Annotated in this window: 19 protein-coding genes; 13 read left to right on the top strand and 6 right to left on the bottom strand. The window is 64.1% G+C overall.

Annotation, left to right across the window (positions count from 1 at the left end; translation table 11 throughout):
* Nucleotides 1-5 precede the first annotated feature (5 nt).
* Nucleotides 6-1,718, bottom strand: coding sequence for an FAD-dependent oxidoreductase (locus D1Y85_RS19590; RefSeq protein WP_124152736.1), 1,713 nt, complete (start codon nt 1,716-1,718; stop codon nt 6-8).
* A 167-nt stretch (nt 1,719-1,885) separates the two neighbouring features.
* Nucleotides 1,886-2,875 (bottom strand): DedA family protein/thiosulfate sulfurtransferase GlpE, encoded by a 990-nt coding sequence (locus D1Y85_RS19585; RefSeq protein ID WP_124152735.1) that lies wholly within the window; start codon nt 2,873-2,875, stop codon nt 1,886-1,888.
* Nucleotides 2,876-3,585: 710 nt separating this feature from the next.
* Here D1Y85_RS19585 and D1Y85_RS19580 point away from each other — a divergent pair.
* Entirely contained in the window at nt 3,586-3,903 is a 318-nt protein-coding gene (locus tag D1Y85_RS19580; protein ID WP_124152734.1) for a hypothetical protein, read from the top strand.
* A 683-nt stretch (nt 3,904-4,586) separates the two neighbouring features.
* Here the strand turns inward: D1Y85_RS19580 and D1Y85_RS19575 are convergent.
* Together D1Y85_RS19575 and D1Y85_RS19570 are read right to left on the bottom strand one after the other, a co-directional pair.
* A complete protein-coding gene (locus D1Y85_RS19575) occupies nt 4,587-4,832 on the bottom strand; it encodes a hypothetical protein (protein WP_124152733.1) in 246 nt (81 codons plus the stop codon).
* A gap of 460 nt (nt 4,833-5,292) precedes the next feature.
* A complete protein-coding gene (locus D1Y85_RS19570) occupies nt 5,293-6,921 on the bottom strand; it encodes a methyl-accepting chemotaxis protein (RefSeq protein ID WP_124152732.1) in 1,629 nt (542 codons plus the stop codon).
* 917 nt (nt 6,922-7,838) lie between these two features.
* Here D1Y85_RS19570 and D1Y85_RS19565 point away from each other — a divergent pair.
* Entirely contained in the window at nt 7,839-8,414 is a 576-nt protein-coding gene (locus tag D1Y85_RS19565) for a LysE family translocator (RefSeq protein ID WP_124152731.1), read from the top strand.
* An 18-nt stretch (nt 8,415-8,432) separates the two neighbouring features.
* On the opposite strand, the gene D1Y85_RS19560 is transcribed toward D1Y85_RS19565, so the two are convergent.
* Nucleotides 8,433-9,305: an AraC family transcriptional regulator gene (locus D1Y85_RS19560; protein WP_124152730.1), complete on the bottom strand. Its 873-nt coding sequence runs from the start codon at nt 9,303-9,305 to the stop codon at nt 8,433-8,435.
* A gap of 221 nt (nt 9,306-9,526) precedes the next feature.
* Here D1Y85_RS19560 and D1Y85_RS19555 point away from each other — a divergent pair, with 221 nt between their 5' ends.
* The 9 genes from D1Y85_RS19555 (at nt 9,527) to D1Y85_RS19515 (ending at nt 19,506) form a co-directional block, all read left to right on the top strand.
* Nucleotides 9,527-11,887 carry a HAMP domain-containing protein gene (locus D1Y85_RS19555; protein ID WP_124152729.1) on the top strand — a complete coding sequence of 787 codons (2,361 nt, stop codon included), beginning with the start codon at nt 9,527-9,529 and terminating at the stop codon, nt 11,885-11,887.
* A gap of 61 nt (nt 11,888-11,948) precedes the next feature.
* Nucleotides 11,949-12,650, top strand: coding sequence for a methyl-accepting chemotaxis protein (locus D1Y85_RS19550; protein ID WP_124152835.1), 702 nt, complete (start codon nt 11,949-11,951; stop codon nt 12,648-12,650).
* A complete protein-coding gene (locus D1Y85_RS19545; protein WP_124152728.1) occupies nt 12,647-13,177 on the top strand; it encodes a hypothetical protein in 531 nt (176 codons plus the stop codon). Before D1Y85_RS19550 ends, D1Y85_RS19545 begins: the two co-directional genes overlap by 4 nt.
* Nucleotides 13,178-13,218: 41 nt before the next feature.
* The gene (locus tag D1Y85_RS19540; RefSeq protein ID WP_124152727.1) at nt 13,219-13,584 is read left to right on the top strand and encodes a response regulator; all 366 of its coding nucleotides are present in this window, start codon (nt 13,219-13,221) and stop codon (nt 13,582-13,584) included.
* Between the two features lie 182 nt (nt 13,585-13,766).
* A complete protein-coding gene (locus D1Y85_RS19535) occupies nt 13,767-14,702 on the top strand; it encodes a LysR family transcriptional regulator (RefSeq protein ID WP_124152726.1) in 936 nt (311 codons plus the stop codon).
* Nucleotides 14,703-14,792: 90 nt separating this feature from the next.
* Complete coding sequence (locus D1Y85_RS19530; protein WP_124152725.1) at nt 14,793-15,221, top strand: MarR family winged helix-turn-helix transcriptional regulator; 429 nt, start codon at nt 14,793-14,795, stop codon at nt 15,219-15,221.
* 91 nt (nt 15,222-15,312) lie between these two features.
* Nucleotides 15,313-16,413: an HlyD family secretion protein gene (locus tag D1Y85_RS19525; RefSeq protein WP_246024988.1), complete on the top strand. Its 1,101-nt coding sequence runs from the start codon at nt 15,313-15,315 to the stop codon at nt 16,411-16,413.
* A 14-nt stretch (nt 16,414-16,427) separates the two neighbouring features.
* The gene (locus D1Y85_RS19520) at nt 16,428-18,023 is read left to right on the top strand and encodes a DHA2 family efflux MFS transporter permease subunit (RefSeq protein ID WP_124152724.1); all 1,596 of its coding nucleotides are present in this window, start codon (nt 16,428-16,430) and stop codon (nt 18,021-18,023) included.
* A 43-nt stretch (nt 18,024-18,066) separates the two neighbouring features.
* A complete protein-coding gene (locus D1Y85_RS19515) occupies nt 18,067-19,506 on the top strand; it encodes an efflux transporter outer membrane subunit (protein ID WP_124152833.1) in 1,440 nt (479 codons plus the stop codon).
* A gap of 25 nt (nt 19,507-19,531) precedes the next feature.
* Here the strand turns inward: D1Y85_RS19515 and D1Y85_RS19510 are convergent, their stop codons facing one another.
* Nucleotides 19,532-20,452 carry an AraC family transcriptional regulator gene (locus D1Y85_RS19510; protein ID WP_124152723.1) on the bottom strand — a complete coding sequence of 307 codons (921 nt, stop codon included), beginning with the start codon at nt 20,450-20,452 and terminating at the stop codon, nt 19,532-19,534.
* A gap of 155 nt (nt 20,453-20,607) precedes the next feature.
* Between D1Y85_RS19510 and D1Y85_RS19505 the strand changes: the two genes are divergently transcribed.
* Together D1Y85_RS19505 and D1Y85_RS19500 are read left to right on the top strand one after the other, a co-directional pair.
* A complete protein-coding gene (locus D1Y85_RS19505; RefSeq protein WP_124152722.1) occupies nt 20,608-21,144 on the top strand; it encodes a carboxymuconolactone decarboxylase family protein in 537 nt (178 codons plus the stop codon).
* A gap of 145 nt (nt 21,145-21,289) precedes the next feature.
* Nucleotides 21,290-22,474 carry a thiolase family protein gene (locus tag D1Y85_RS19500; RefSeq protein ID WP_124152721.1) on the top strand — a complete coding sequence of 395 codons (1,185 nt, stop codon included), beginning with the start codon at nt 21,290-21,292 and terminating at the stop codon, nt 22,472-22,474.
* The last annotated feature ends 9 nt before the right edge of the window (nt 22,475-22,483 follow it).

The raw sequence follows: 22,483 nt of genomic DNA, 5'->3' as shown, positions 1-22,483 counted from the left end.
TTTCATCACGCATGAGCAGCGGCCACTTGCGCTGGCATGGCAGCAAGCAACTGATGGATCTGCGCAACGACAGCGGCGCCTTCACCCACCGCCGCCGCAACACGCTTGGTCGATCCCGCGCGCGCGTCGCCAATCGCGTACACGCCTTCAACGGAAGTCGCCAGACTGCACGACGCGTCGCTGTCCCCGGTAACGACGAAGCCATGCGGGTCAAGCGTCACGCCACACGTGCGCAGCCATTCGGTGTTCGGGTTCGCGCCAGTGAACAGGAACAGATGGCGCGCGTCGAAATGATCGATGCCGTCCGCGCACGGCGTTTTCAGGCGGATCGACGCGAGCCCGCTGTCGTCTTCGCCGAGTGTACCGATCTCGCTCGCCGGATGCACGTCCACGTTCGACAGCGATGAAATGCGGTCAATCAGGTAGCGCGACATCGTCGATTCGAACCCCGTCTTGCGGATCAGCACGTCGATATGGCGCACGTGTGTGGAGAGGTAGACGATCGCCTGCCCCGCAGAATTGCCGCCGCCCACGAGCACGACGTTCTCGTGCTTGCAGAGCTTTGCCTCGACCGGGGACGCCCAGTAATAGACGCCGTGCCCTTCGAAGCGGTCGAGTCCCTCGATGTGCGGACGCCGGTACACCGCGCCACTGGCGATCACCACGGCATGCGCGCGCACGTCGCCGCTGCATGTTTCGAGCCGCCTCGGCTGCTCGTCGCAGCGCAGCGACTTGACCTTCACGGGAATCGCGATGTGCGCGCCGAACTTCTGCGCCTGCACGAAAGCACGGCCCGCGAGCGCCTGGCCCGAGATACCGGTGGGAAAGCCGAGATAGTTTTCGATGCGGGAACTTGCACCGGCCTGGCCGCCTGGCGCACGCGCGTCGAGCACGATCACGGAGAGCCCTTCGGATGCCGCATAGACCGCCGTCGCGAGCCCGGCGGGACCCGCGCCGACGACGGCCACGTCATACACGCGGTTGTCGTCGAGTTCGGGCAACAGGCCGAGGCATGTCGCAAGCTCGGGAGGGCTGGGATGGCGCAGCACTGAGCCATCGGGGCAGATCACGAGCGGCAGATCTTCGCTGGACGCCGCGTAGCGCTCGACGACGCAGAGCATGTTCCCGTCACGTTCGTCGAGCACCTTGTACGGATGCGCGTTGCGCGAAAGGAAGCCCTGGAGCGCGAGCAGGGCCGGGTCGTCGTGCTTGCCGACGAGGATCGGGCCGCCCGCGCCCTTTTCGATGAGCGCGACGCGGCGCAATATCAGTGCGCGCACGATGCGCTCTCCGAGTTCGGCTTCGGCGACGATGGCCGCGCGCAGATGCTCTGGCGGGATCAGCAATGCCTCCACGGGTTCGAGTGCGACGCCGTCGACAAGCGCCGGACCGCCCGAGAGCTGGCCGACTTCGGCGAGGAACGAGCCCCGATGATGTTCGTTGATCACTTTCTCCTGTCCGAGCCCGTCGCGCTGGCGCACCTTCACGGCGCCAGACAGCATCACGAACATGCCAGGGCCGGTCTCGCCCGTGCGGAACAGCAACTCGCCCGGAGCCCAGCTACGCACGACGCCGAAGCGCCGCAGCCGATCGATTTCGTCGTCGGTGAGCACGGGAAACATCTGGTGGTGCCGTGTGGCGAGCGTCGAAAACGGTGCGTCGGCCGGCTGCGGTTGCGTGTCGGCGTGTCGAGCTTCGGCTTCGGTGATGGTGCTCATCTGGCTGATCTCCTCGTGCAGTGTGCCCGGTAGCGGCCGGGCCGACGGATGCGGATATTCTGCAGGCGACGCGGGACTGGCGTGACGGCGCGACCGGAACCGGTCCCGGGGCCGATCGACCGCGCGTCGCCGCGGGCCGGTCGGACCGATCGCACGTGGTGCAGGAATCAGACGGCTTTCGGCGTGATGTGAGGCGGGACCTCGTCGGCCGGTGCGTGCTGCAGCGGTTCGAGCGTGCGGCCCGAGTCACGCCACGCGTCGAGGCCGCCGAGCAGCGGCAGCACGTCGGTGTAGCCGGCCTCGGCGAGCTGCTTTGCCATCCAGGCCGCGGAAATTTCATTGGGGCATGAGCAGTAAATCACGAGCTTCTGGTCGTGCGGATACTTCGCGAGAATTTCGCCGAGTTGCCGTTCATCGGCGAACAGCGCGCCCGGAATAACGTACGGATCGAGCTTGCGCTTTTCATGCGAGCGGATATCGAACACGACGGGCGGGGGCTTCCCGCCCATCGCGCGGTACAGGTCGTCCACGGTGATGCGGGCGTGGGCGAGCTTCTTGATCAGCTGGCGGCGGCGCTGCCAGCGATAGAGCGCGTAGAGCACGAGCAACGCGGCGACCACGACCGCACTAAGGCGCCCGAGGTGGCTAGCACTCGCGAACAGCATGTCGATTTGCGGTGCGAACATTACGCCGATCAGGAGGCCCGTGCCGGTCCACAGCGCCGCTCCGATTCCATCGAAGCTCAGGAACTGGCGGTACGGCGTGCCCATGGCGCCGGCCATTGGCACGGAGACGATCGACAGTCCGGGGATAAACTTCGCGACCGCGAGCACGCGCACGCCCCAACGTCCGAAGAAGCGTTCGGTCTTCTTGACGCAGGTGTCGCGCGAAAGCGAGAGCTTGCAGAGAGTCTTGAGCGTGTTGCCGCCATAGAGCCGCCCGGCGAGGAACCAGACGCTGTCGCCGATCAGCGTGGCGAAGACGGCGAGCACGAGCACTGGCGCGACTTGCTGACCGATCGTTCCCGGATGCATTGCGGCCATCGCGCCGAAGAGAACGAGCGCGGGCATTGCGGGCACAGGTAAGCCTAGCGACGAAGCGAGCACGTTCGCAAACACAATGGCCGCTCCGTACTGCTGGATGAGATCGTGTAGCATCTGCTTACTTCCGTTGTCGCGGTTAGCGAATGGAGGAAGAGTAACGCAACGATTATGAACGCAATTCGAAGTCGTTCAAGTGAGGCGGCGTAAATCTGCTCCCGCGCGCCTGTTCCAGTCGCCCTTCACGCCGACTGCGCGTGCAGCGACATTGCCTTTCTATGTCAACTGCGATCCGCCGACGATGTAAGCAGACTTCCTGAGCCATCGCCTTGAAGCATAACGAGTTGGCTGTGCCGGGATTCGCGGGTCGACGAAGGGCGCAAGTGGGGAACGCAGGGAAGGGTGTGCGATGTCGTTTCATTGAAATTTAGTATTCCTGTTTATTATCGAGTGATCACGCTTGAGTCGGCTGCCTGGAATTTTCAGGTTTTGGCGAAGCCCACGCATAACGCTCGCGCGATTCTGATTGTCCGAGACCAGGGCTCGGGTAAGTCGACATGGCCGGACTTCCGCGCCGAATTCGCGGTGCGCAATGCAATTTGCGAAGCCCTCAGGCTCCGGTTCTGACTGTTGATGCAAATCACATACCGCAGCGCCGAGTGCCCGGCGTCTATCGTTCGATAGCGCATGCAATATTTGCGTTTTGGCAAGAAAAGGAAAGTTTTGAAAGTTGCGCACGCAAATATCTAACGATATTTGACAGTGTGCTCGGAGCGCCTGTGCAATTCTTACATGACTTACAGGAATACTACGAAACGAGACCCGTCTTGAGCACTGACACTTTGCCCACACGACTTGGTACTGACCTTTTGCTCGTTGCGCTTCTCGAGGTATGCGTGGCTGCGGTTGGCACCGTGTATGCCAATGGCGTCCTCGATCGCTTTGCGGGGGATGGTTACCTGGATATTTCCCTGGCGGTTGTTGCCACAGCATCGGTGATTTGCGTCGGCGTAAGCCTTTCAGCGCTCTGGCGCTCGCGTCGTGACAGTGCCGCACCGCGCCGGCGAGTTTACCTGGCGCTGGTTACGCATGGTGCGCTTTCGATGCCGGGTCTCGTTCTGATCTGGCAATTTCTGAGGGCATAAGCGCCACGCCGTCAACGCACCCGCATGCGTGCGACGGATCCGTTGCACGCAATCGCTAATCGTCAATCGCCGGGCGATACTCGCTGCTCGCGCCGCACTTATCGAACGACCCACCCGGCGAATACGGGCGACATTCCGTAGATTCAGGGCGCACGATTATCAATACTCCTTATCATCGTCCGGCGGAAAACGATTAAGGGCGGACGTATGAATGCGTCTCCGGTACAGGCATGCTGCTCCTCTATGCCTTGCTCGTGAGTGCGAACTCAGCGAATCACCATCGTTTCTCGTCGAGTCACGCTGCACCCACGGCGTCATGTCACGGCTAGCTTACAGAACGCATCCAGAATGCTTGCCGATGGAAACCGGATACTGCCGAGCAACGCGCGGCGATCGTGAGGTTGATGAAAAATAGAACGACGCGATGCGAATAGATCGAGCGTTCGGCTGGAGACGAATACGCTTTGAACGCGTTCAAGTGGCGTGCGACGCGCCCGTTCGAGACCCGTTCGTTCGATCACGCCATTACACGACACGCAGCGCGGGCATGTGAGGACAACAGGAAAGCGCGGATCGGGACAGATCACGCGAAGGGGATGGAAAGCTGCCGCGCCCGCGCGGCAGCACACCGCGCGACGACAGTGCGTGCGCGGGATGGACGACGCGCTCAAACGGCGCGCGTGTTACCGGCTGTGCGATTCCCCAGGTAGCTCAGCGCCTTGCGCGCGAATAGCCGCGATCAGTTCCGCAGGCGTGATTTCATAACGCACTTCGCGGTGGATGCCCGGCTTGCGCTCGTCGACTTCGATCAGCATCAGGCTCTTGCCGTCCGCACTCGATTCAAGCCGCAGCGAACGCACTTCGCGCCCGTTTGCATCGTCATGCTCGGTGAGCAGGGTCATGGTTCCAGAAGACCCGGTCGTGCGCATTGATATTGTCCTCGTGCGTTGGGTAGTCGAGCCATTGTACGGGGTCGGCCGCGCAGCGTGCTTTCCGAATGCGCGCGGGCGCACACAGCATGTGTGTGCCGCGGAGTCCCGGCAAGCCAGTGTAACGCGACTCGCAGATTTGCCGCGGCTTTTTGCGCGCTTCACAACAAGTTCATGGTGCATGCGTTTGTCGCGACCCCAGTGCATACGGTCGCGGCGCGTCGCCGGAGGGTTTCCGATAGCGCTCACCCTCGTGACCAAAAAAAATCGGCCCACCCGGTATGGCCGGATGAGCCGCTGAAACGCCGTTGTTACTCGGATCAGCAGACCCACGTAGGACGTGCTGATGTGCAAATGGTGTGCGTCGCGGATCGGGCTGTCGAGATGGGACTTACGCCGATATTTCAGACCAATAGGTCTCGACGGGGCGATTGACTTGACGCTGGCCGCGTGTCATTCGTCACGCGTATTCCGTTTCTTCGAGCGGTTGCGCCTGCGTCGCCCGCACCGGGTTGCGCCGCGCGGCTTGAGCGCCGCCCACGGTGAAGAGCCGTACCGCTTCGTCGAGCACGTCGGCCTGATCGGCGAGGTGCATCGCGGTAGCGGCCGCTTGCTCGACGAGCGCCGCGTTCTGCTGCGTCGCGCTGTCGAGATGGGTGATGGCCTGGTTCACCTGGCGGATCCCTTCCGCCTGCTCGCTGCTCGCGTTCGCCACTTCGACGATGATCGACGACACACGGCCCACGGCCTCGTCGATCGCGCGCATCTGGGCGGTCGTGCGCGAGACGAGTTGGGTGCCTTGCGCCACTTCGTTCACGCTGGCGTCGACGACGTCCTTGATCTCCCTCGCCGACGCCGCGCAGCGCTGTGCAAGCGTGCGCACCTCGCTCGCGACGACCGCGAATGAGCGGCCCGCTTCGCCCGCGCGCGCGGCTTCGACGGCCGCGTTCAAGGCGAGGATGTTGGTCTGGAACGCGATGCCGTCGATCACGCCGACGATATCGCTGATGCGCAGCGATGCTTCATTGATGCCCGCCATCGTGCGCTCGACCTGACTGGCGATCGAGCCGCCTTCGGCTGCAACGGCCTGTGCTTCGCGTGCGAGGTTGAGCGCGCGCGCGCTTGCATCGGCGTTGGCCTCTACGGTGCTGGTCAGCTGCTCCATGGTCGAGGCGGTTTCTTCGAGTGAGGCCGCCTGGACTTCGGTGCGTCGCGAGAGATCGGCGCTGCTGCTGGAAATCTCGTGTGCGGCGTTGAGCATGCCATCGATCTGCACGCGCACGTCGAGCACGATGGCCGTGAGGTTGGCCTGCAACTGATTCAGTGCGAGGAGCACTTCGCCGAGATCGTCGTGCGTGGTGATCTGCAGGGTGGCGGTGAGATCGCCTGCGGCCATGCGCGTCGAGGCGGTGGTCATCTGTTCGAGCGGCGTGCCGAGGTGGCTCGTGGTCAGCCACCAGGCTATGGCGCCGCAGATGCACGCTGCGCCGAATGCGCCCCAGAAGGGCAACGGCGGCAGGCCTTGCCAGGCAGCAAAGGCGGCGAGCGCCATCACGGCGGGCACGCCGGCGTAGCCGATTGCAACGCGCGTGGCGATGGGCACACGCAGGAGTCCTTCCAGCGCGCCCACGATGCCGGTGCGAACGATCGTGCCGCGGCGCAGTCGCACACCGCGCAGCGTGCCTTCGCGCATCTTCGCGTAGAGCGCCTCGGCGCCGCGGATTTCGTCGCGCGACGGCTTCACTCGCACGCTCAGGTAGCCGACCACGGCGCCCCGTTCCTCGATCGGCGTCACGTTCGCGCGCACCCAGTAGTAATCGCCGTTCTTGCGGCGATTCTTCACGAGCGCGGTCCAGGGACGGCCTTCGCCAATTGTCTTCCACAAATCGGCGAAGGCTTCCGGCGGCATGTCCGGATGGCGAATGATGTTGTGCGCCTTGCCGGTCAACTCGTCCCGGGTGTACCCGGAGACAGCGATGAAGGTGGGATTGCAGTACTGGATGCGGCCTTTGAGGTCGGTGGCCGAGACAAGCATCTGCGAGGCGGGATAGTCGTATTCCTGCTGCGTGACGGGCTGATTATTGCGCATAAATTTCCTTGCTGGCGGGCCTGTGGACCGGCCTGTCATTGAATTGACATATCGGCAATTCCCGCAAGAAATTTAGGGTTATTCAGCGAAGAGTGCTGACCCGCGAGCGAGGGGAATGGGAATTCCGTTTCGGTTCAATGCCTTGGCATACATGCCAGGAGGATATGCACAGGGTTGCTCACGTTTTCTGTGGAAAACTCAAGGCGTTTTACGCGGACGTTTCCAGACGTAGCCCACGATGCTTGCGTTTTGCAGAGTTCTTTTGCGCTCAAGGGCTTGGCGCATTTCTCCGAAAGATACTCACAGGCTTCTCCACGTTTTCTGTGGGTAACTTATGGGGCAAGCGTGGGGTGGGCTCAGAAGGCTTGGGTAGTGCCTCGTTGCGGGATGCGTGGTTGACGGCAACGACGTCGCGCCCGGGAATGAAAGCAGTCGGGTTCCTCGTAGCCTCGTAGCAATCACGAAACGGCGCGAACGCGTGGGCACACGCAAATCTAAGTCGTTCGCGCGACGCGGAGCATCGCGGCGCTTTTCTCGTCGATGCGGCGCTTCATCGCCCGTCGGTCGGCAGAACGATGCAGTCCAGTTGGACCGCACAAGTGTTGCGCAAGATCGAGACGAGGCTGGCGAAAAGCGGTCGCGCCACGAGCGACTTCGGCGCGTCCGTGACGACTCCCAACGCCTGGTAGTACGTAGTAAATTTTCGCCGCGTGCAGCGTGACGGTGCTGTTCACGACTTGTTCCAGTTCTGCAAGCAAGGCATGCGGAGCAGGCCGCGATGACCTCGCCCTGATCGGTCGCCGTCTTGCACCGCCGTGCCCTGCCTTCACGCAGGGCAATTTTCTTCAATACGCATCCACACGGTCCCAGTACGCTCGGTCAGTGATTCATCGCCACCGGGCGTAACGAGGATACCTGTGAGCACCGCACTTTCGATGGCCGCTTTCGCGCTGGCCACGTCGATTACCCCTGGACCCGTCAATGTCGTCGCGCTAGGCACCGGCGCGCGTTACGGCCTGCGCCACGTGTGGGGCGCAACCGCCGGATTCACGTTGCTGCTTCTATTGATCGGTCTGGGCTTGCACGAACTGCTCGCGAAATGGCCGGTGCTCACGCTTGCGATCCGCTGGGCCGGCGTGGCTTTTGTGCTCTACGTCGCGTGGCGCCTGGCTGCCGACGATGGCCGCATCGACGACACGGGCACCGCACGGGGACCGTCGCTCCTGATGGGCGCGATGATGCAATGGCTCAATCCGAAGGCCTGGCTCGCGTCGGTGGCCGGGATGGGCGCCTATGCGGCGTCGGGCGACAAGGCGCTCGTGTGGCAGTTCGCTGCCATCTACTTCGTCATCTGCTTCGTGTCGATCGCGTGCTGGGCGTGGGCGGGTGCGTCGCTGCGCCATGCAATGCGGGAGCCTGCGCGCGTGCGGCTCGTCAATCGGAGCATGGCCGGGCTGCTCGCGGCTTCGGCGCTATATCTGTCGATGACGTGAAGACGATGTAGCCCGCGCTCAGGCGTTGCCGCGATATTGACCCGGCGTTGCCGCGACGAACTGGCGGAACGCGCGCTGGAGATGCGCTTGGTCGGCGAAACCGGCTTCGGCGGCGACGTCGGCAATGGCACGGCCGCGCCGCAGTTGCGCGCGACTGAACTCGATGCGCCGGTTCACGATGTACGCATGCGGCGTCATACCGTACTGCTGCCTGAACGCGCGAATCAGATACGACGGCGAGAGATCCGCCGCCGCGCAGATCTCTTCGAGCCTGAGTGTGCGCGTGTAGTTGTCGTCGATGAAGCCGGCTGCGCGCGCGAGGCGATGGTTCGGCTCGCGTCCTCCCGCGACGGGTGCGGGATTCAGCACCTGCTGCAGCGTCGAGAAGTACGCGACGATCGCGCTTTCCTTGCGCAGCGTGTCTTCGCGTGCGTCGATGAGCAGCGCGTAGAGCTGGTTGAGACCGGCGAACAGTTCGGGCCGCATGCTCAAGGTCTGTTCGAACGCGTGAAAGCCGTGATGCTCACCGAAGCCGAGATCCTGCTGAAGCTTTGCGAGCCAGTCCACATCCAGATAGAACATGCGGTAGGCCCACGGCGCCACTTCGGCCGGATTGCACGCATGCACGACTTCCGGATTGACGACCACCACCGCGCCTGCACCGATGTGCTGCAGTGTGTTGCCGTTGAGATATGTACTGTGCCCGCCCGTCACCGCGCCAATCGAAAACGTGCTGTGCGCGTGGCGTCCGTAGCGCACCTTGCGGCCATCGGCAATCGCACGCACCTCGATGAACGGGAGCGCTGCGTCGCGCCAGAATTGCGGCGAGGCGTCGCAGGATATCGGCGATGAGGGCACGGGCAAATACCTCGAATGAAACGTTTGCACCATATTACCGCAAGGCCGTAACTCCTTGAGTCGCAAGGCAGCAGGGTTCTGCCTTGCCGTTTCCGCGCCTCGTCTCGCGGTCGCCACGCTTGCCTTGCATACATATGAACATTCACAAATCGGTCACAACCCCTCGTGATAATCCCGGCACGAACTATTGCCCTTTGCGTCACGAGTCGCGCAACCATAGCGCGACCGGCGCGATACGGCCGGGGGTTTTGACCATGACCATACGTCACCGCATTACGCTGCTCATCGTTCTGATGTTCGTCGCGCTGTCCGCCATCGGCGGCTACGCGGTGTATCAGACGCGGCACAGCGCAGCCGATGTCCGCCAGGTCACGCAAGGCGTCGTGCCAAGCGCGCTGGCTTCTTCCGATCTCGTTTCGCTGGTGAAAGACGTGCAGCTGGCGACGATGACGCTCATCTACGCCCCGGATGTGAACACGGCGACGCTCGCACAGGACGAGCTGAAGACGAAGGAAGCCGCGCTGCGCGCCGCGCTCGATGTCCAGCGCAAGGCCGCTGCGAGTCACGCTCAGGACGGCCTCGTCGCACAGGCGCAGGAGAGCGTTGCGAACTATTTCTCCGCGATCGACGACACCGCGAAGATGAAGGCCGCGGGCAAGACCGAACTCGCGCAGGCGTATCTCTTCGCGAACGTCGCTCAGTATCGCGACGAGCTGGAGGGCATCGTCACGACGATGCGCGTCGAGAAAAACCGCCAGAAAGACGACGCGATCCGCGCGCTGAACGCCACGCTTGACACCACGACGAGTGCCATCGCCGGTGTAACGGGCGGCGCGGTGCTGCTGCTCACGGTGATTGGCTTGCTGCTCTACCGCCAGATCACGCGTCCGCTCTCGCGTATGCAGGCGATGATGAGCGAAATCGCGTCGAACCAGGACTTCACGCGGCGCGTGCCGGTGGGCCGCATGGACGAGATCGGCCATTCGATCGTCGCGTTCAACGGCATGATCGAGAAGATCCAGCATAGCTCTGCGCAGCTCGCGCGAAAGACCGCCGACATTCAGGCCATGCTGCAGAACATGCAGCAGGGCATTCTCACCGTCGTGGAAGGCGCGACGATTCACAACGAGTACTCGGCGTATCTGGAAGCGATCTTCGAGACGGACGAGATCGCCGGGCGTCCGCTCATGGATCTCGTATTCTCGCAATCGAGCCTCGACGCCGACACGATCGCGCAGATCGACGCGGCCGTCGATGCGTGCCTCGGCGAGGACAGCGTGAATTTCGCGTTCAACCAGCATCTGCTCGTCAACGAAATCACGCGCACGATGCCCGATGGCCGCGAGAAGGTGCTCGACCTCAGCTGGTCGGCGATCATGGACGAAAACGACATCGTCGTGCGCCTCATGCTGTGCGTGCGCGACGTGACCGAACTGCGCGAACTCGCGGCCGAAGCGGGCGAGCAGAAGCGCCGCCTGCAGATGATCGGCGAAATTCTCGCGGTGAGTGAAGAGAAGTTTCATCGGTTCGTGGAAAGCTCGAAGGGCTTCATTCACGAGAACGAGCGCATTATTCGCCAGCACGACTGCGCCGATATGAGCGCCATTGCCGAGTTGTTCCGCAACATGCATACGGTGAAGGGCAATGCGCGCACGTACAGCCTGCAGCATCTCACAGGCGTCGTGCACGAAGTCGAACAGCGCTACGACGCGCTGCGCCGCGAGGACGCGAGTCACGAATGGGATCAGCAGGCGCTCATCGCCGACCTCGAACGCGTGAAGGCATCGCTCGAGCACTACGCCACGATCAACGAAGTGAGCCTCGGCCGCGGCACGCGCGCTGCGAGCGATGACGGCAGCGTGAGCGTGGCGCGCGAGCAGATCGACACGGTGTTGCGCGCACTCGACGCCGCCGACGCAGATGATCTCGCGTCGCTGTGTGCGATGCGCGAGACGGTGCGCGGGACGCTCGCTCGCATCGGCACCGTGGCGATCGCCGACGCGCTCGCGGGCGTGATCGATTCACTGCCGTCGCTGGCTGCCGAACTGGGTAAGGTCGCGCCCGTCGTGCGCATTGTCGACAACGGTTATCGGCTGCGTAGCGGCGCCGCCTCGGTGATGAATGACGTGTTCACGCATCTGCTCCGAAACTCGCTTGACCACGGTATTGAAATGCCGGCGCAACGTCGCGCGCAAGGCAAGGCCGAAGCGGGGTGTATTGCCATCGAAGCAGGCGTGAGCGGTGGTGCGCTGCAATTGGCGCTCGCGGACGATGGCCGCGGTCTTGCGCTCGCGCGTATCCGCAGCATCGCTGTGGAGCGCGGCTGGCTTGCGCAGGACGAGGCCGCAAGCGATGAGACGATTGCCGGCTTCATTTTCCGGTCGGGCTTTTCGACGGCTCACGACGTGACCGAAGTGTCGGGACGTGGCGTGGGCATGGATGCGGTGCGCGCATTCCTCGAAGGCGAAGGCGGCCGTATCGAATTGCGCTTCACGGACAGCCGTCACGGTGCGGATTATCGGCACTTCGAGACGGTCGTGTATTTGCCCGCGCAGTGGGTAGTGGATGGTGCCGGCGCGGAGCGCGCCGAGCGTGCGCAGGCGCTGGCGATCTAGCGTATTTTCGGGGGGAGTTGTGTTGTCGATAGTGTTTGCAGGGGTGGCAGGCGCCGCGCTCATGGCGCTCGCGGCCGCAGGCGTGATTGGCATATCGCGTGCGCGCTGGCGCCGCGAGGGCGAAGCGCAGATCGTCACGCACGAGGAAGCGATTGCGCAGGCCGAGGCGCGAGCGAATGAGCGTTTTGCGGCGCGCGCGAGCGAAATCGACGCGCTCACATCGCAGGTCGACACGCTGCGCGCCGAACTGGCGCAGCGCAAATCCGTCGCCGACGCCCTTGAAGGCGCACTCGCCGCCGAGCATGCGCGGTGTGAGGACGCGCAGCAACGCGCGGCACGCATCGCGGAGGAGGCCACGCGCTTGCGCCTCATGTCGGCGACGTTCGAGCGCTGGCACGAGCAGATGACCTCGCTCATGGCGCAGAACCATGACATGCACCAGAAGAATCAGGAGCTGTCGTCGATCGTGAACCATGTGCTGATCGTTTCGCTCAACGCGTCGATCGAAGCGGCGCGAGCGGGCGCAGCGGGTCGTGGTTTCTCGATCGTGGCGGGCGAGGTGCGTGCGCTGGCGACGCGTTCGCAGGAACTCTCCAAGAGCTATCGCGACAGCCTGAACCGCAACGACCTCATCACTGCTGCGACGTTTCAGGACATCCAGGCGGGCGGCAAGATGATCGCGGCGTCGCTTGCGAGCGTCGAATCGCTGTCGAACCAGCTCAAGACGCAGCTCAAGGAAACGCGCACCGGGGAGCCCGCATGATCGGCCCGCGCGCAAAGGACAGTATCGAGCGCATTTTCTTTGCGGCTGCGCGCACGCGACTCGTCACCGACGCGCAACATGTCTGCGAAATCGCTCCGCACGCGAGCCACACAGCGCAGGGCGCGCAGGTGGTGGTGCTCACGATTTCGTCGATGCAATTCCGTCTGCTGTTGCTGCTGCACTTCGATGATGACGAAACCATGCGCCGGTACTACGCGGCCGACGCGCAGCGCACGCTCGCGGAAGCATTCATGGAATTCGGCAATCTCTGCTGTGGCGCGATGAACCAGCAACTCGTGGCGCACTTCCCGGACCTCGGCATGTCGACGCCCTATGTGCTCAGCGGCGAGTGCCTGCCACATCTGCGCGAGCTTAAGCCTGATTACCGGTCGTCGTATGCGCTGGTGATTGACGGCAGCGTGCGGCTCGGCGCGACGGTGTGCGTCTGTTCGCAGACGTCGCTCGACTTCGTCGCGGCAGACACCGAAACGCAGAGCGAAAGCACCGGCGAGCTGGAATTGTTTTAAATAAAAAAAGTCGTTTTACGCTACGCGAAGGAGAAATCAAAATGGCGAAAATTCTGATCGTGGACGATTCGAGCACGGTGCGCGACGAAGTGGCGGGTTTTCTGCGCAAGAACGGCCTCGACGTGGATACGGCAGTGGACGGCAAGGACGGCCTCACGAAGCTGCGCGCGAATCCTGGCGTCAAGCTCGTGGTGAGCGACGTGAACATGCCGAACATGGACGGCCTCACGATGGTCGAGAAGATCCGCAGCGACCTCGCGAACACGGCGGTCAATGTGGTCATGCTCACGACGGAAAGCAGCCCGGCGATGAAAGAGCGCGGCAAAGCGGCCGGCGTGCGCGGCTGGATTGTGAAGCCGTTCAAGGGCGAGGCCGTGCTGGAGACATTCCGCAAGCTGGCGGGCTGATATCGCGCGATCTCCAACGCCCGACCCGCGCGGGCGTCATGGTGGCAGGGGACGGCAAGGCGGATTGGGCCGGCGATTTCGCAGCGGCGTGCCCCGATCCTGGCATATCCCAGGAATATGCCAGGACAAAAGGACCTGGCTCGCGCTAAGCTAGCCGCAATCCTTTCTATCGCCGCCACGCTATGGACTATATCGACAGTCTGCGCATCTTCCGCTCCGTGGTCGAGGCGCGCAGTTTCACGCGCGCCGCCGACATGCACGGCGTCACGACACCCGTTGTGTCGCGTACGGTCGCCAAGCTTGAAGAGCGCCTCGGCTGCCGGCTCTTTCACCGCACCACGCGCGCGGTGTCGCTCACCGAAGCCGCCGAGGGCTTTTACGAGGGCTGCTGCCGCATACTGGACGACCTCGATACGCTGGAGGCAAGCGCCTCGGAGCAATCGCGCGAGGCGAACGGTGTGCTGCGGCTCGTCGCGCACACCACGGCGACGGTGAGCCGGCTCGTGCCGCTCATCGCGAGCTTCAAGCGAGCGCATCCCAAGGTGAATCTCGACGTGACGCTGACCGAACGTCCGGTCGATCTCGTCGCGGAGGGTTACGATCTCGGCCTCGTGCTGCCCTTCATGCTCAACAGCGACACGACCGTGACGCGTCTGCTCGAACGCATCCCGCTCGCGCTTGTGACGACACCTGGTTATCTCTCGACGCACCCGTCGCCCACGCATCCTGCCGAGCTGACGCAGCATGTATTCGTGCTGATGCCGCCTTCACTGCGCAAACCCGCGCTGACCTTCCGTGATGGCGATGCGGACGTGTCGGTGGAGCTGAAACATGAAGTCGTCTCGAACAACCCGGAATTCAATCGCGAGATGGTACTGGAGGGCTTCGGCATCGGCGTGCTGCCGGCGGCGCTCGTGCGTGCCGAACTCGAAGCGGGCCGGCTCGTGACGCTGCTCGACGAGTACCCCATCGTCGACGCCCAGATCGAGATCCGCCTTGCCTACACGACGCGCACGCTTCTACCCGCGAAAGTGCGCGCGTTCATCGACCACGCCACCGCGTTTTTCGACGATATGACATCCGCAGCGCCGGTGCCTGCTGCAGTGAAAGCAAAATGAAGGTTTGAACGTCATTATTGTCGGCGCGTTCACAATTTGATGTCGCGGCTGGCGGTTGTATCTGCATTTCGCGCCCGCTAATCTGTGCGTATGCACACTTACCCGTCCACCCAGCTTCCCGAACACGACGATTGCTTCGCCGTTCGCCAGGCCGCCCGCCACTTGTCGCAGCTTTACGAGCGGCATCTTTCGGCGGCCGGACTCACGCCGACGCAGTTCAGCATTCTCGGGATGCTCGGACGCGGTTCCAGTCTGACGATGGCGGAGCTGGCCGCTGCTCTGGTGATGGAGCGCACGACCCTCGTGCGCGCGCTGCGGCCGTTGCTGCGCGGGGGGCTCGTCGCCGACGCCGCGCTTATGCGCCGCCGTCAACTGGCGCTGACGCCGGGCGGCCGCGTGCGGCTCTTCGAGGCGGGCGCGCATTGGCGGGCGGCGCAGGATGAGTTCGAGCGCCGCTTCGGTTCACAACGGGCAGCGTGGCTGCGGCGCGAACTCTTTCGCGTCACGCGCGCGCTTTGAATTACTGCGCCGCGTCGTGCAACAAACGCATAAGGTCGTCCAACAGCGGCATTTTTTTGTCTTCAATAGTGCATATACACAGGTGAGCGCAATGTCGAGTCCTTCTACTCCCGTAACAGACAGGCCCGTTGCCGTGCGTGTCGAGCCGGGCCGGCTGCCGTGGATGGCGCTGGCCGTCGGCGCCGTCGCGCTGGTGCTCGCGCTGGCGGGCGGCTACTGGTTCTTCGTGTTGCGGTTCGTGCAGACGACCGACGATGCCTACGTCGGCGGCAACGTGACGGTGATGGCGCCGCGCGTGAGCGGCTTCGTGGACGAGATTCTCGTGCAGGACAACCAGCGCGTGCGGGCGGGTCAGGTGCTGATCCGGCTCGATTCGCGCGACTACGACGCAAAGCTCGCCGAAGCGACCGCGGAAGTGGACAGCGCGCGCGCCGCCGTCGCCGAACTGGAGGCGCGCCGCACGTTGCAGGAAGCGGTCATCAACCAGCATCAGGCGGACGTGCGTGCGTCGAACGCGGAGCTGACGCGTAGCGCGCAGGATCAGACGCGCTATCGCGAACTCGTCAAGGACGACGCGGTGTCGAATCAGCTTGTCGAGCGAGCGGACGCCGATTACGCGAAAGCGCAGGCCGTACTGGCCAGCAACGGGGCAGCGGTGCAGGCCGCGCAGCGCGAGCTTGAGGTGCTGGGCGCGCAGATCGCGAACGGACAGGCTCGCGTTTCCACCGCTCTGGCAACCCAGCGGCTCGCGGCGCTGAACGTCGACTACACGACGATACGCTCACCCGTCGATGGCTACATCGGCAATCGCTCGGCGCGCGTGGGCACGCTTGCGAACGTCGGCGCGTCGCTGCTGACCGTCGTGCCCGCGTCCGATCTGTGGGTGGACGCGAATTTCAAGGAAGACCAGTTAAAGAAGATGCACGCGGGCGACCGTGCCGACGTCGAACTCGACGCGGCCAGCGGCGTTCTGCACGGCCACGTGGAAAGCGTGGCGCCGGCCACTGGCGCGACCTTCAGCGTGCTGCCGCCCGAGAACGCCACGGGCAACTTCACGAAGATCGTGCAGCGCGTGCCGGTGCGTATTCGCCTCGATGTGCCGAAGGAGATGGAAGGCACGCTGCGGCCCGGCCTCTCGGCGACGGTGAAGGTCCATCTGTCCGGCACCGAAGTGACGGCGACCACCCACTGAGACGGCAGGCAGACATGAACACGACGCAGACCGCAGCCACGCACGAGGCGCCGCTCGCACCGCACCTTCAGCCGCTCGGCCAGCGCGCCTTTGCGTTCGGGCTAATGTGCATCGGCTTTTTCATGGCGACGCTCGACATCCAGATCGTTGCTTCCTCGCTGCGTGACATCGGCGGTGGGCTGTCCGCGAGCCAGGACGAACTCTCGTGGGTGCAGACCGCGTATCTGATCGCCGAAATCATGGTGATTCCCATGTCGGGCTGGTTATCGAAGGTGTTCTCCACGCGCTGGCTCTTCGTTGCATCGGCGGTGGGCTTCACGATCACGAGCATGTTGTGCGGACTCGCCTGGGATATCGATTCCATGATTCTCTTTCGCGGCCTGCAAGGCGCGTTGGGCGCTGCGATGATCCCCACCGTGTTCACGACCGCTTTCGTGCTGTTCCCGGGCAGGCAGCGCATCGTGGCTTCGACGACGATCGGCGCGCTCGCATCGCTTGCGCCGACCATCGGACCGGTGATCGGCGGCTGGATCACGGATCAATGGTCGTGGCACTGGTTGTTCTATCTGAATCTCGTGCCTGGCATCGCCGTAGCGGCGCTCGTGCCGCGCTACGTGCACGTCGACGAGCCCGATGTTTCGCTCCTCAGGCGCGGCGACTATCTGGGCATCGCGCTGATGTGCGGCTTTCTCGGCTGCCTCGAATACGTGCTCGAAGAAGGCCCGCGCAAGAACTGGTTTGGCGACGACGTCATCGTCGCCTGTGCCTGGATTGCGGCGATCTGTGGTTTTCTTTTCATCGTGCACGCGCTCACCGCGAAAGACCCCATCGTCGATCTGCGTGCGCTCGTCGTGCGCAACTTCGGCATCGGCAGTCTGCTCTCGTTCGTGACCGGCATCGGCATCTTCGTCGCCGTCTTTCTCACGCCGCTTTTTCTCGCCGAGGTGCGCGGCTTCAGTTCGCTGCAGATCGGGATTTCGCTGCTATCGGTGGGCGTATTCCAGCTACTCGCGCTCGGCGTCTACGCGTTCGCCACGCGCTTTGTCAGCATGCGTGCGCTGATGGTGTTCGGCTTGTGCCTGTTCGGCCTCGGGTGCTATCTCTACGTGCCGCTCACGCACGACTGGGGCTGGCAGCAGTTTCTGCTGCCGCAGGCGCTGCGCGGTATCGGCCAGCAGTTCGCGATACCGCCGATCGTGACGATGGCGCTCGGCTCGCTGCCGCCCTCGCGCCTGAAATCAGCGAGCGGCCTCTTCAATCTGATGCGCAATCTCGGCGGCGCCATCGGCATCGCCGTGAGCGCGACGATGCTCAACGACCGCCTGAATTTTCACTATCTGCGCCTGAACGAAAGCGTCACGCACGGCCAGCCGCAGGTGGAATCGCTGCTCGCGCAGCAGGGGGCGTACTGGACATCGGTCGCGGGCGATGCACTCAACACCGGCGCGGCGGGCCTTGCGCGTCTGCAGGCGCTGGTGCTTCGCGAGGCGCTCGTGCTGACGTTCTCCGATACCTTCTTCGTATTGTCGCTGTGCTTCGTGGTGGCTCTCGCGAGTGTGATGTTCTCGCAGCCGATCTCGCCCGGCGGCCCGCCCCCCGATGCTCACTGAGCCACTGAGGTCAATCATGCAATCGCCTTCGAATTTCAAGCCGATGCGCGTCGCGCGCACGCTCATTGTGTCGCTCGTGACAGCGGTGGTTGCGGCTTGCGCCGTGCAACCAGCGCAGCACGCGGACCTGCAGGGCACGGTCCGCGAGACTGCGCCCGCGGCGTGGCGCATCGAGGCGCCGCAAGACGCCGTCGACGCCCAGGCGTGGTGGGCGCAGTTCGGCGACCCGACGCTCAACGCGCTGCTTTCCACGGTGCTGCAGGGCAATCTCGATCTGCAGGCGGCAGCGGAACGCGTGAAGCAGGCGCAGTCGATTACGACCCAGAAGCACGCGGCGCTATTGCCGCAACTCGACTTCACGGCGCATGGCGCGTATACGCGGCAGAACGTGCCGCCGCCGCTCGGCTACGTGAAACAGGCGGGGGCGGGCCTGGCGCTCAGCTGGACGCCCGACGTGTTCGGCGGCGAGCGGCTCGACCTGCTCGCTGCCCAGGCGAATCTCGTGGGCCAGCATCATGCACTGGACGCGGCGCGACTCGCGCTCGCAGCCGATACGGCATCGGCTTACGTTGATCTGCGCTGGGCACAGGCCGAACTGAAGATTCTTGAGGATAACGTATCGATCAGGCAGCGAGCACTGTCGCTCACGCAGGATCGGCTGAAATACGGTCTTTCGACGCAACTCGATGTCACGCGTGCGCAGACGCAGCTAAGCGAACTGCAGGCACGCATTCCGCGTGCCCAGGCGAGCATCGATCATCAACTGAACCTGATCGCCGTCTATACGGGACGCACGCCTGAATCGGTCGCGCAGCTTGCGCTGGCGGCGCCTGCGTCCATTCCGGCCGCGCCCGCGAGCGCGCCGCAACTGCTGCCTTCACAAGCGCTACTACGCCGCCCCGATGTGCAGGCGGCGTATGCAACCGTCGAGCAGCGCGCCGCCGAAGTGGGCGTCGCGCGCGCAGAGCGTTATCCGAAGTTCTCGCTGAATCTCGCGGACGGCGTGCTGGCCGCGTCGTACCTCGGCATGCCGGCGCTGACCGATAACCTCTTCAGCGCGGCGATCGGCGCGACGAGTCCGATTTTCAACGCGGGCCGTATCACCGCTGAAATCGACCAGAGCGAAAGCCGCATGCGCGAGTCGCAACTGAACCTGCAGCAGACGATGCTGCAGGCGCTGCGCGAAGTGGAGGACAGCCGCACCGACCTCGTGAGCACGACGGGCCAGACGCAGCAACTGAACGATGCAGTCGCGGCGTCATCGCAGGCGCTCAAGCTCGCGAACCAGCTCTACAAGGGCGGCGCAGCGGACTTTCTCGACGTGCTCACGGCGCAACAGACCTATCTCGCCGATGCGGACCTGCTCAATGAGGCGGAGCGCGACCACGCGCTCGCGGCGGTGGCCCTCTACCGGTCGCTGGGTGGCGGCTGGAGCGAAAGCGGCGACGTGATCGCCAGGACCGACGATGCGCCGCGCAGCTGATCGCGTGCAAGCGGTGAAAGAGCGCTTACGTGCGAGCCGCCGCGCGCCACTGCGCGGGCGTCATGCCCACATGGCGTTTGAATACCCGCTGAAATGCGGCATCGGACTGATAGCCCACCGTTTCGCCGATCTCCGCGACGGGCTGGTTGCCTTGTGCGAGCAGACGGCCTGCGAGCGTCATGCGGATTTCGGTGAGCACGTCGGCGGCCGAGCGGCCGATCGCCTCGTCGAAGTGGCGCGCGAATGTCGCGCGCGACATGTGGCACAACGCGGCGAGTTCGGGCAGCGTCCAGGCGCGTCCTGGCGCTTCGAACATCGCATCGATGGCCGGTTGCAGGCGCGGACGCTGCGCGAGCGCGAGCAGGCCGCGCGGCGGCGTTTTCGCGTCGCTCGCGTAACGCAGCGTGAGCGCGAAGAGCGCACCCGAAAGATGGTTCACGAACGATTCACTGCCGGGGCCCGCTTCGAGCGCCTCGTCGCGCATCAGGCCGATCAGGCGCACGAGGCGCTCGGGTGCGTCCCCGCCTTCGCGCGCACTGTGCACGATGAGTCGTGCGGGCAGGTTTTCGCGCAAGAGACGCTGTGGGACGGCGGGCAGCAGGAAGCGGCCGCAAAGCAGATCGGCGACGGCGCCGCTGCCGTGGTTCGTTTCGACTGCGATGCCGTCGTGCATGCGCTGCTTGGAGGCCGCTGGCGCCTTGCCGCTGCCGTCGTGCAGCGCGTGCGCGCCACCGGACGGAAAGAGCACGATGTCGCCGGCCTGCATCGCGACGCTCGCGCCATGCGCATCCTCGATAACGGCCTCGCCTGCGAGCAGGACGTGGTAGGGAATTTCGCGTGCGCCGGCGTCTCCCTGCTCGATGCGCCACGGCGCGCCGAAATGACAGCGCACGTCGAGGCGACCGGAGACGGGCATGAGCGCGAGCAATCGGCTGAGCAGGTCCATGGTGGGGCGGGGTTGAATTCGGGGTTGAGTTGTGTGAGACGAATGGGCATGAATTCGCGCAATTCTGGCATTAAAAACGTCGGATTGCACGACTAGACTGGCATCACGCCATCGACGATGGCCGTGCAAATCACCCCAACAGCAAGGAGTCGAACATGTCCCGTCTTACCACCATCCGGCCCGAAGCCGCCACCGGCGCCGCCGCCGAAATCTTCGCGAAGATCCGCAAGGCCGTCGGCAAGGTGCCGAATGCTTATGCGACGATCGGCACGCACAGCCCCGAAGCGCTCGGCGCGATGCTCGGCGTCGAAGCCGTGATCGCGGCGGGTACGCTTTCCAAGGCCGATATCGAAGTCGTGAAGCTAGCCGTGAGCGAGGTGGCCGGTTGTGACTACTGTGTCGCCGCCCACACGCTGGCAGGCAAGTTCGCAGGTCTTGCGCCTGAGACGATGAAGCAGATTCGCGCAGGCTCGCCCACCGGCGAGGCGAAGCGCGATGCACTGGTGCACTACGTGCGCGTCCTCGTGACGACACCTGGCACCGTGCCCGAGAACGAGGTGAACGCGATTCGCGAAGCCGGTTACACCGAGCGCCAGATCATCGAAATTGCGCTGGCGGTGGCTTCGATCACGTTCACAAACCTCGTGAACCGCGTGAACGACACGACGCTGGATTTTCCGGCTGTGGCGTAAGCGTATTCGCCAACCTGCGGGCGTCGATGACATAAAACGTGCCACACCGGACGAAGTTTGCTTCGACCAAAGCGTTTGAATGTGTGCATATGCATACATAGAATGAAATCGACATCCGCAGTTTTTGTTTCGTGGAGGTAGCAGGATGAGCACGCGCGAAGTGGTCTTGTGTCAGCCGGTGCGTACGGCAATCGGAGGATTCAACGGTGCGTTGAAAGGCACGCCTGCGACGGCATTGGGAGCGGTGGCGGTGCGCGAGACGCTTGCGCGCGCGAAGCTCGATCCGGCGCTGCTCGGTTCGGTCGTGATGGGCAACGTGATCCAGGCGGGCAACAAGATGAATCCCGCGCGCCAGGCCGAGCTGGGCGGCGGCGTGCCCGTGTCGGTGCCTGCGCTCACTGTGAATCGCGTGTGCGGATCAGGTGCGCAGGCAGTGGCGAGTGCGGCACAGGAAGTGCTGCTCGGGTTCACCGATGTCGCGCTTGCGGGCGGCATGGAAAACATGGACCGTGCGCCGTATCTGCTCGACGGCGGCCGCTGGGGTTACCGCATGGGCAACGCTCAAATTCACGACAGCATGTTGCGCGATGGCCTCGTCGACGCGTTTTCGGGCGAGCACTCCGGCTGGCACACCGAAGACCTCGTGACGAAGACGCAACTCACGCGCGAGCAACAGGACCGCTTTGCCGCGCGTTCGCAGCAGCGCTTCGCGGCTGCGCAGGCTGCGGGGCGCTTCAAGGAAGAGATCGTCGGCGTGGAAATGAAAGGTAAAAAGGGCGTCGAAATTTTCAACGTGGATGAAGCGCCGCGCCCCGACACGACGTTCGAAACGCTCGCGAAGCTGCGCCCCGCATTCCGGCCGGACGGCACGATTACGGCGGGCAATGCACCGGGACTGAATAGCGCCGCGTCGGCGATGCTCGTGGCCGACCGCGCGTTCGCCGAGGCAAAGGGCATTGAGCCGATGGTGCGGCTCGTGTCGTGGGGCGTCGCGGCGGTCGAGCCCGGTATGTTCGGCCTGGGTCCGGTGCCCGCGGTGAAGCTCGCGCTGGAGCGCGCGGGCTGGTCGCTTGCCGACGTCGAACGCTTCGAAATCAACGAGGCTTTCGCGGCAGTGCCGCTCGCCGTGATCGCGCAACTCGGCATTCCGGAGGACATCGTCAACGTGGAAGGCGGCGCGATCGCGCACGGTCACCCTATCGGCGCGACGGGCGCGATCCTCACCACACGGCTGGCGTGGTCGATGCAGCGCGATGGCATCCGGCGTGGCGTCGTGACGCTTTGCATCGGCGGCGGGCAGGGTATCGCGCTCGCAATCGAGAAAGTATGATGAACGCGC

It is taken from the genome of Paraburkholderia dinghuensis, assembly GCF_003837865.1.
Classification (GTDB): Bacteria; Pseudomonadota; Gammaproteobacteria; order Burkholderiales; family Burkholderiaceae; genus Paraburkholderia; species Paraburkholderia dinghuensis.
Note: the sequence above shows the minus strand (reverse complement) of the source record. Positions and strands in the feature narration are given on the sequence as shown.

Excerpts from the sequence above, each read along its gene's own strand:
- D1Y85_RS19590 (WP_124152736.1), bottom strand. The coding sequence starts at position 1,718 with ATGAGCACCATCACCGAAGCCGAAGCTCGACACGCCGACACGCAACCG.
- D1Y85_RS19585 (WP_124152735.1), bottom strand. The coding sequence starts at position 2,875 with ATGCTACACGATCTCATCCAGCAGTACGGAGCGGCCATTGTGTTTGCG.
- D1Y85_RS19575 (WP_124152733.1), bottom strand. The coding sequence starts at position 4,832 with ATGCGCACGACCGGGTCTTCTGGAACCATGACCCTGCTCACCGAGCAT.
- D1Y85_RS19570 (WP_124152732.1), bottom strand. The coding sequence starts at position 6,921 with ATGCGCAATAATCAGCCCGTCACGCAGCAGGAATACGACTATCCCGCC.
- D1Y85_RS19560 (WP_124152730.1), bottom strand. The coding sequence starts at position 9,305 with ATGGTGCAAACGTTTCATTCGAGGTATTTGCCCGTGCCCTCATCGCCG.
- D1Y85_RS19555 (WP_124152729.1), top strand. The coding sequence starts at position 9,527 with ATGACCATACGTCACCGCATTACGCTGCTCATCGTTCTGATGTTCGTC.
- D1Y85_RS19550 (WP_124152835.1), top strand. The coding sequence starts at position 11,949 with ATGGCGCTCGCGGCCGCAGGCGTGATTGGCATATCGCGTGCGCGCTGG.
- D1Y85_RS19545 (WP_124152728.1), top strand. The coding sequence starts at position 12,647 with ATGATCGGCCCGCGCGCAAAGGACAGTATCGAGCGCATTTTCTTTGCG.
- D1Y85_RS19540 (WP_124152727.1), top strand. The coding sequence starts at position 13,219 with ATGGCGAAAATTCTGATCGTGGACGATTCGAGCACGGTGCGCGACGAA.
- D1Y85_RS19535 (WP_124152726.1), top strand. The coding sequence starts at position 13,767 with ATGGACTATATCGACAGTCTGCGCATCTTCCGCTCCGTGGTCGAGGCG.
- D1Y85_RS19530 (WP_124152725.1), top strand. The coding sequence starts at position 14,793 with ATGCACACTTACCCGTCCACCCAGCTTCCCGAACACGACGATTGCTTC.
- D1Y85_RS19525 (WP_246024988.1), top strand. The coding sequence starts at position 15,313 with ATGTCGAGTCCTTCTACTCCCGTAACAGACAGGCCCGTTGCCGTGCGT.
- D1Y85_RS19520 (WP_124152724.1), top strand. The coding sequence starts at position 16,428 with ATGAACACGACGCAGACCGCAGCCACGCACGAGGCGCCGCTCGCACCG.
- D1Y85_RS19515 (WP_124152833.1), top strand. The coding sequence starts at position 18,067 with ATGCGCGTCGCGCGCACGCTCATTGTGTCGCTCGTGACAGCGGTGGTT.
- D1Y85_RS19510 (WP_124152723.1), bottom strand. The coding sequence starts at position 20,452 with ATGGACCTGCTCAGCCGATTGCTCGCGCTCATGCCCGTCTCCGGTCGC.
- D1Y85_RS19505 (WP_124152722.1), top strand. The coding sequence starts at position 20,608 with ATGTCCCGTCTTACCACCATCCGGCCCGAAGCCGCCACCGGCGCCGCC.
- D1Y85_RS19500 (WP_124152721.1), top strand. The coding sequence starts at position 21,290 with ATGAGCACGCGCGAAGTGGTCTTGTGTCAGCCGGTGCGTACGGCAATC.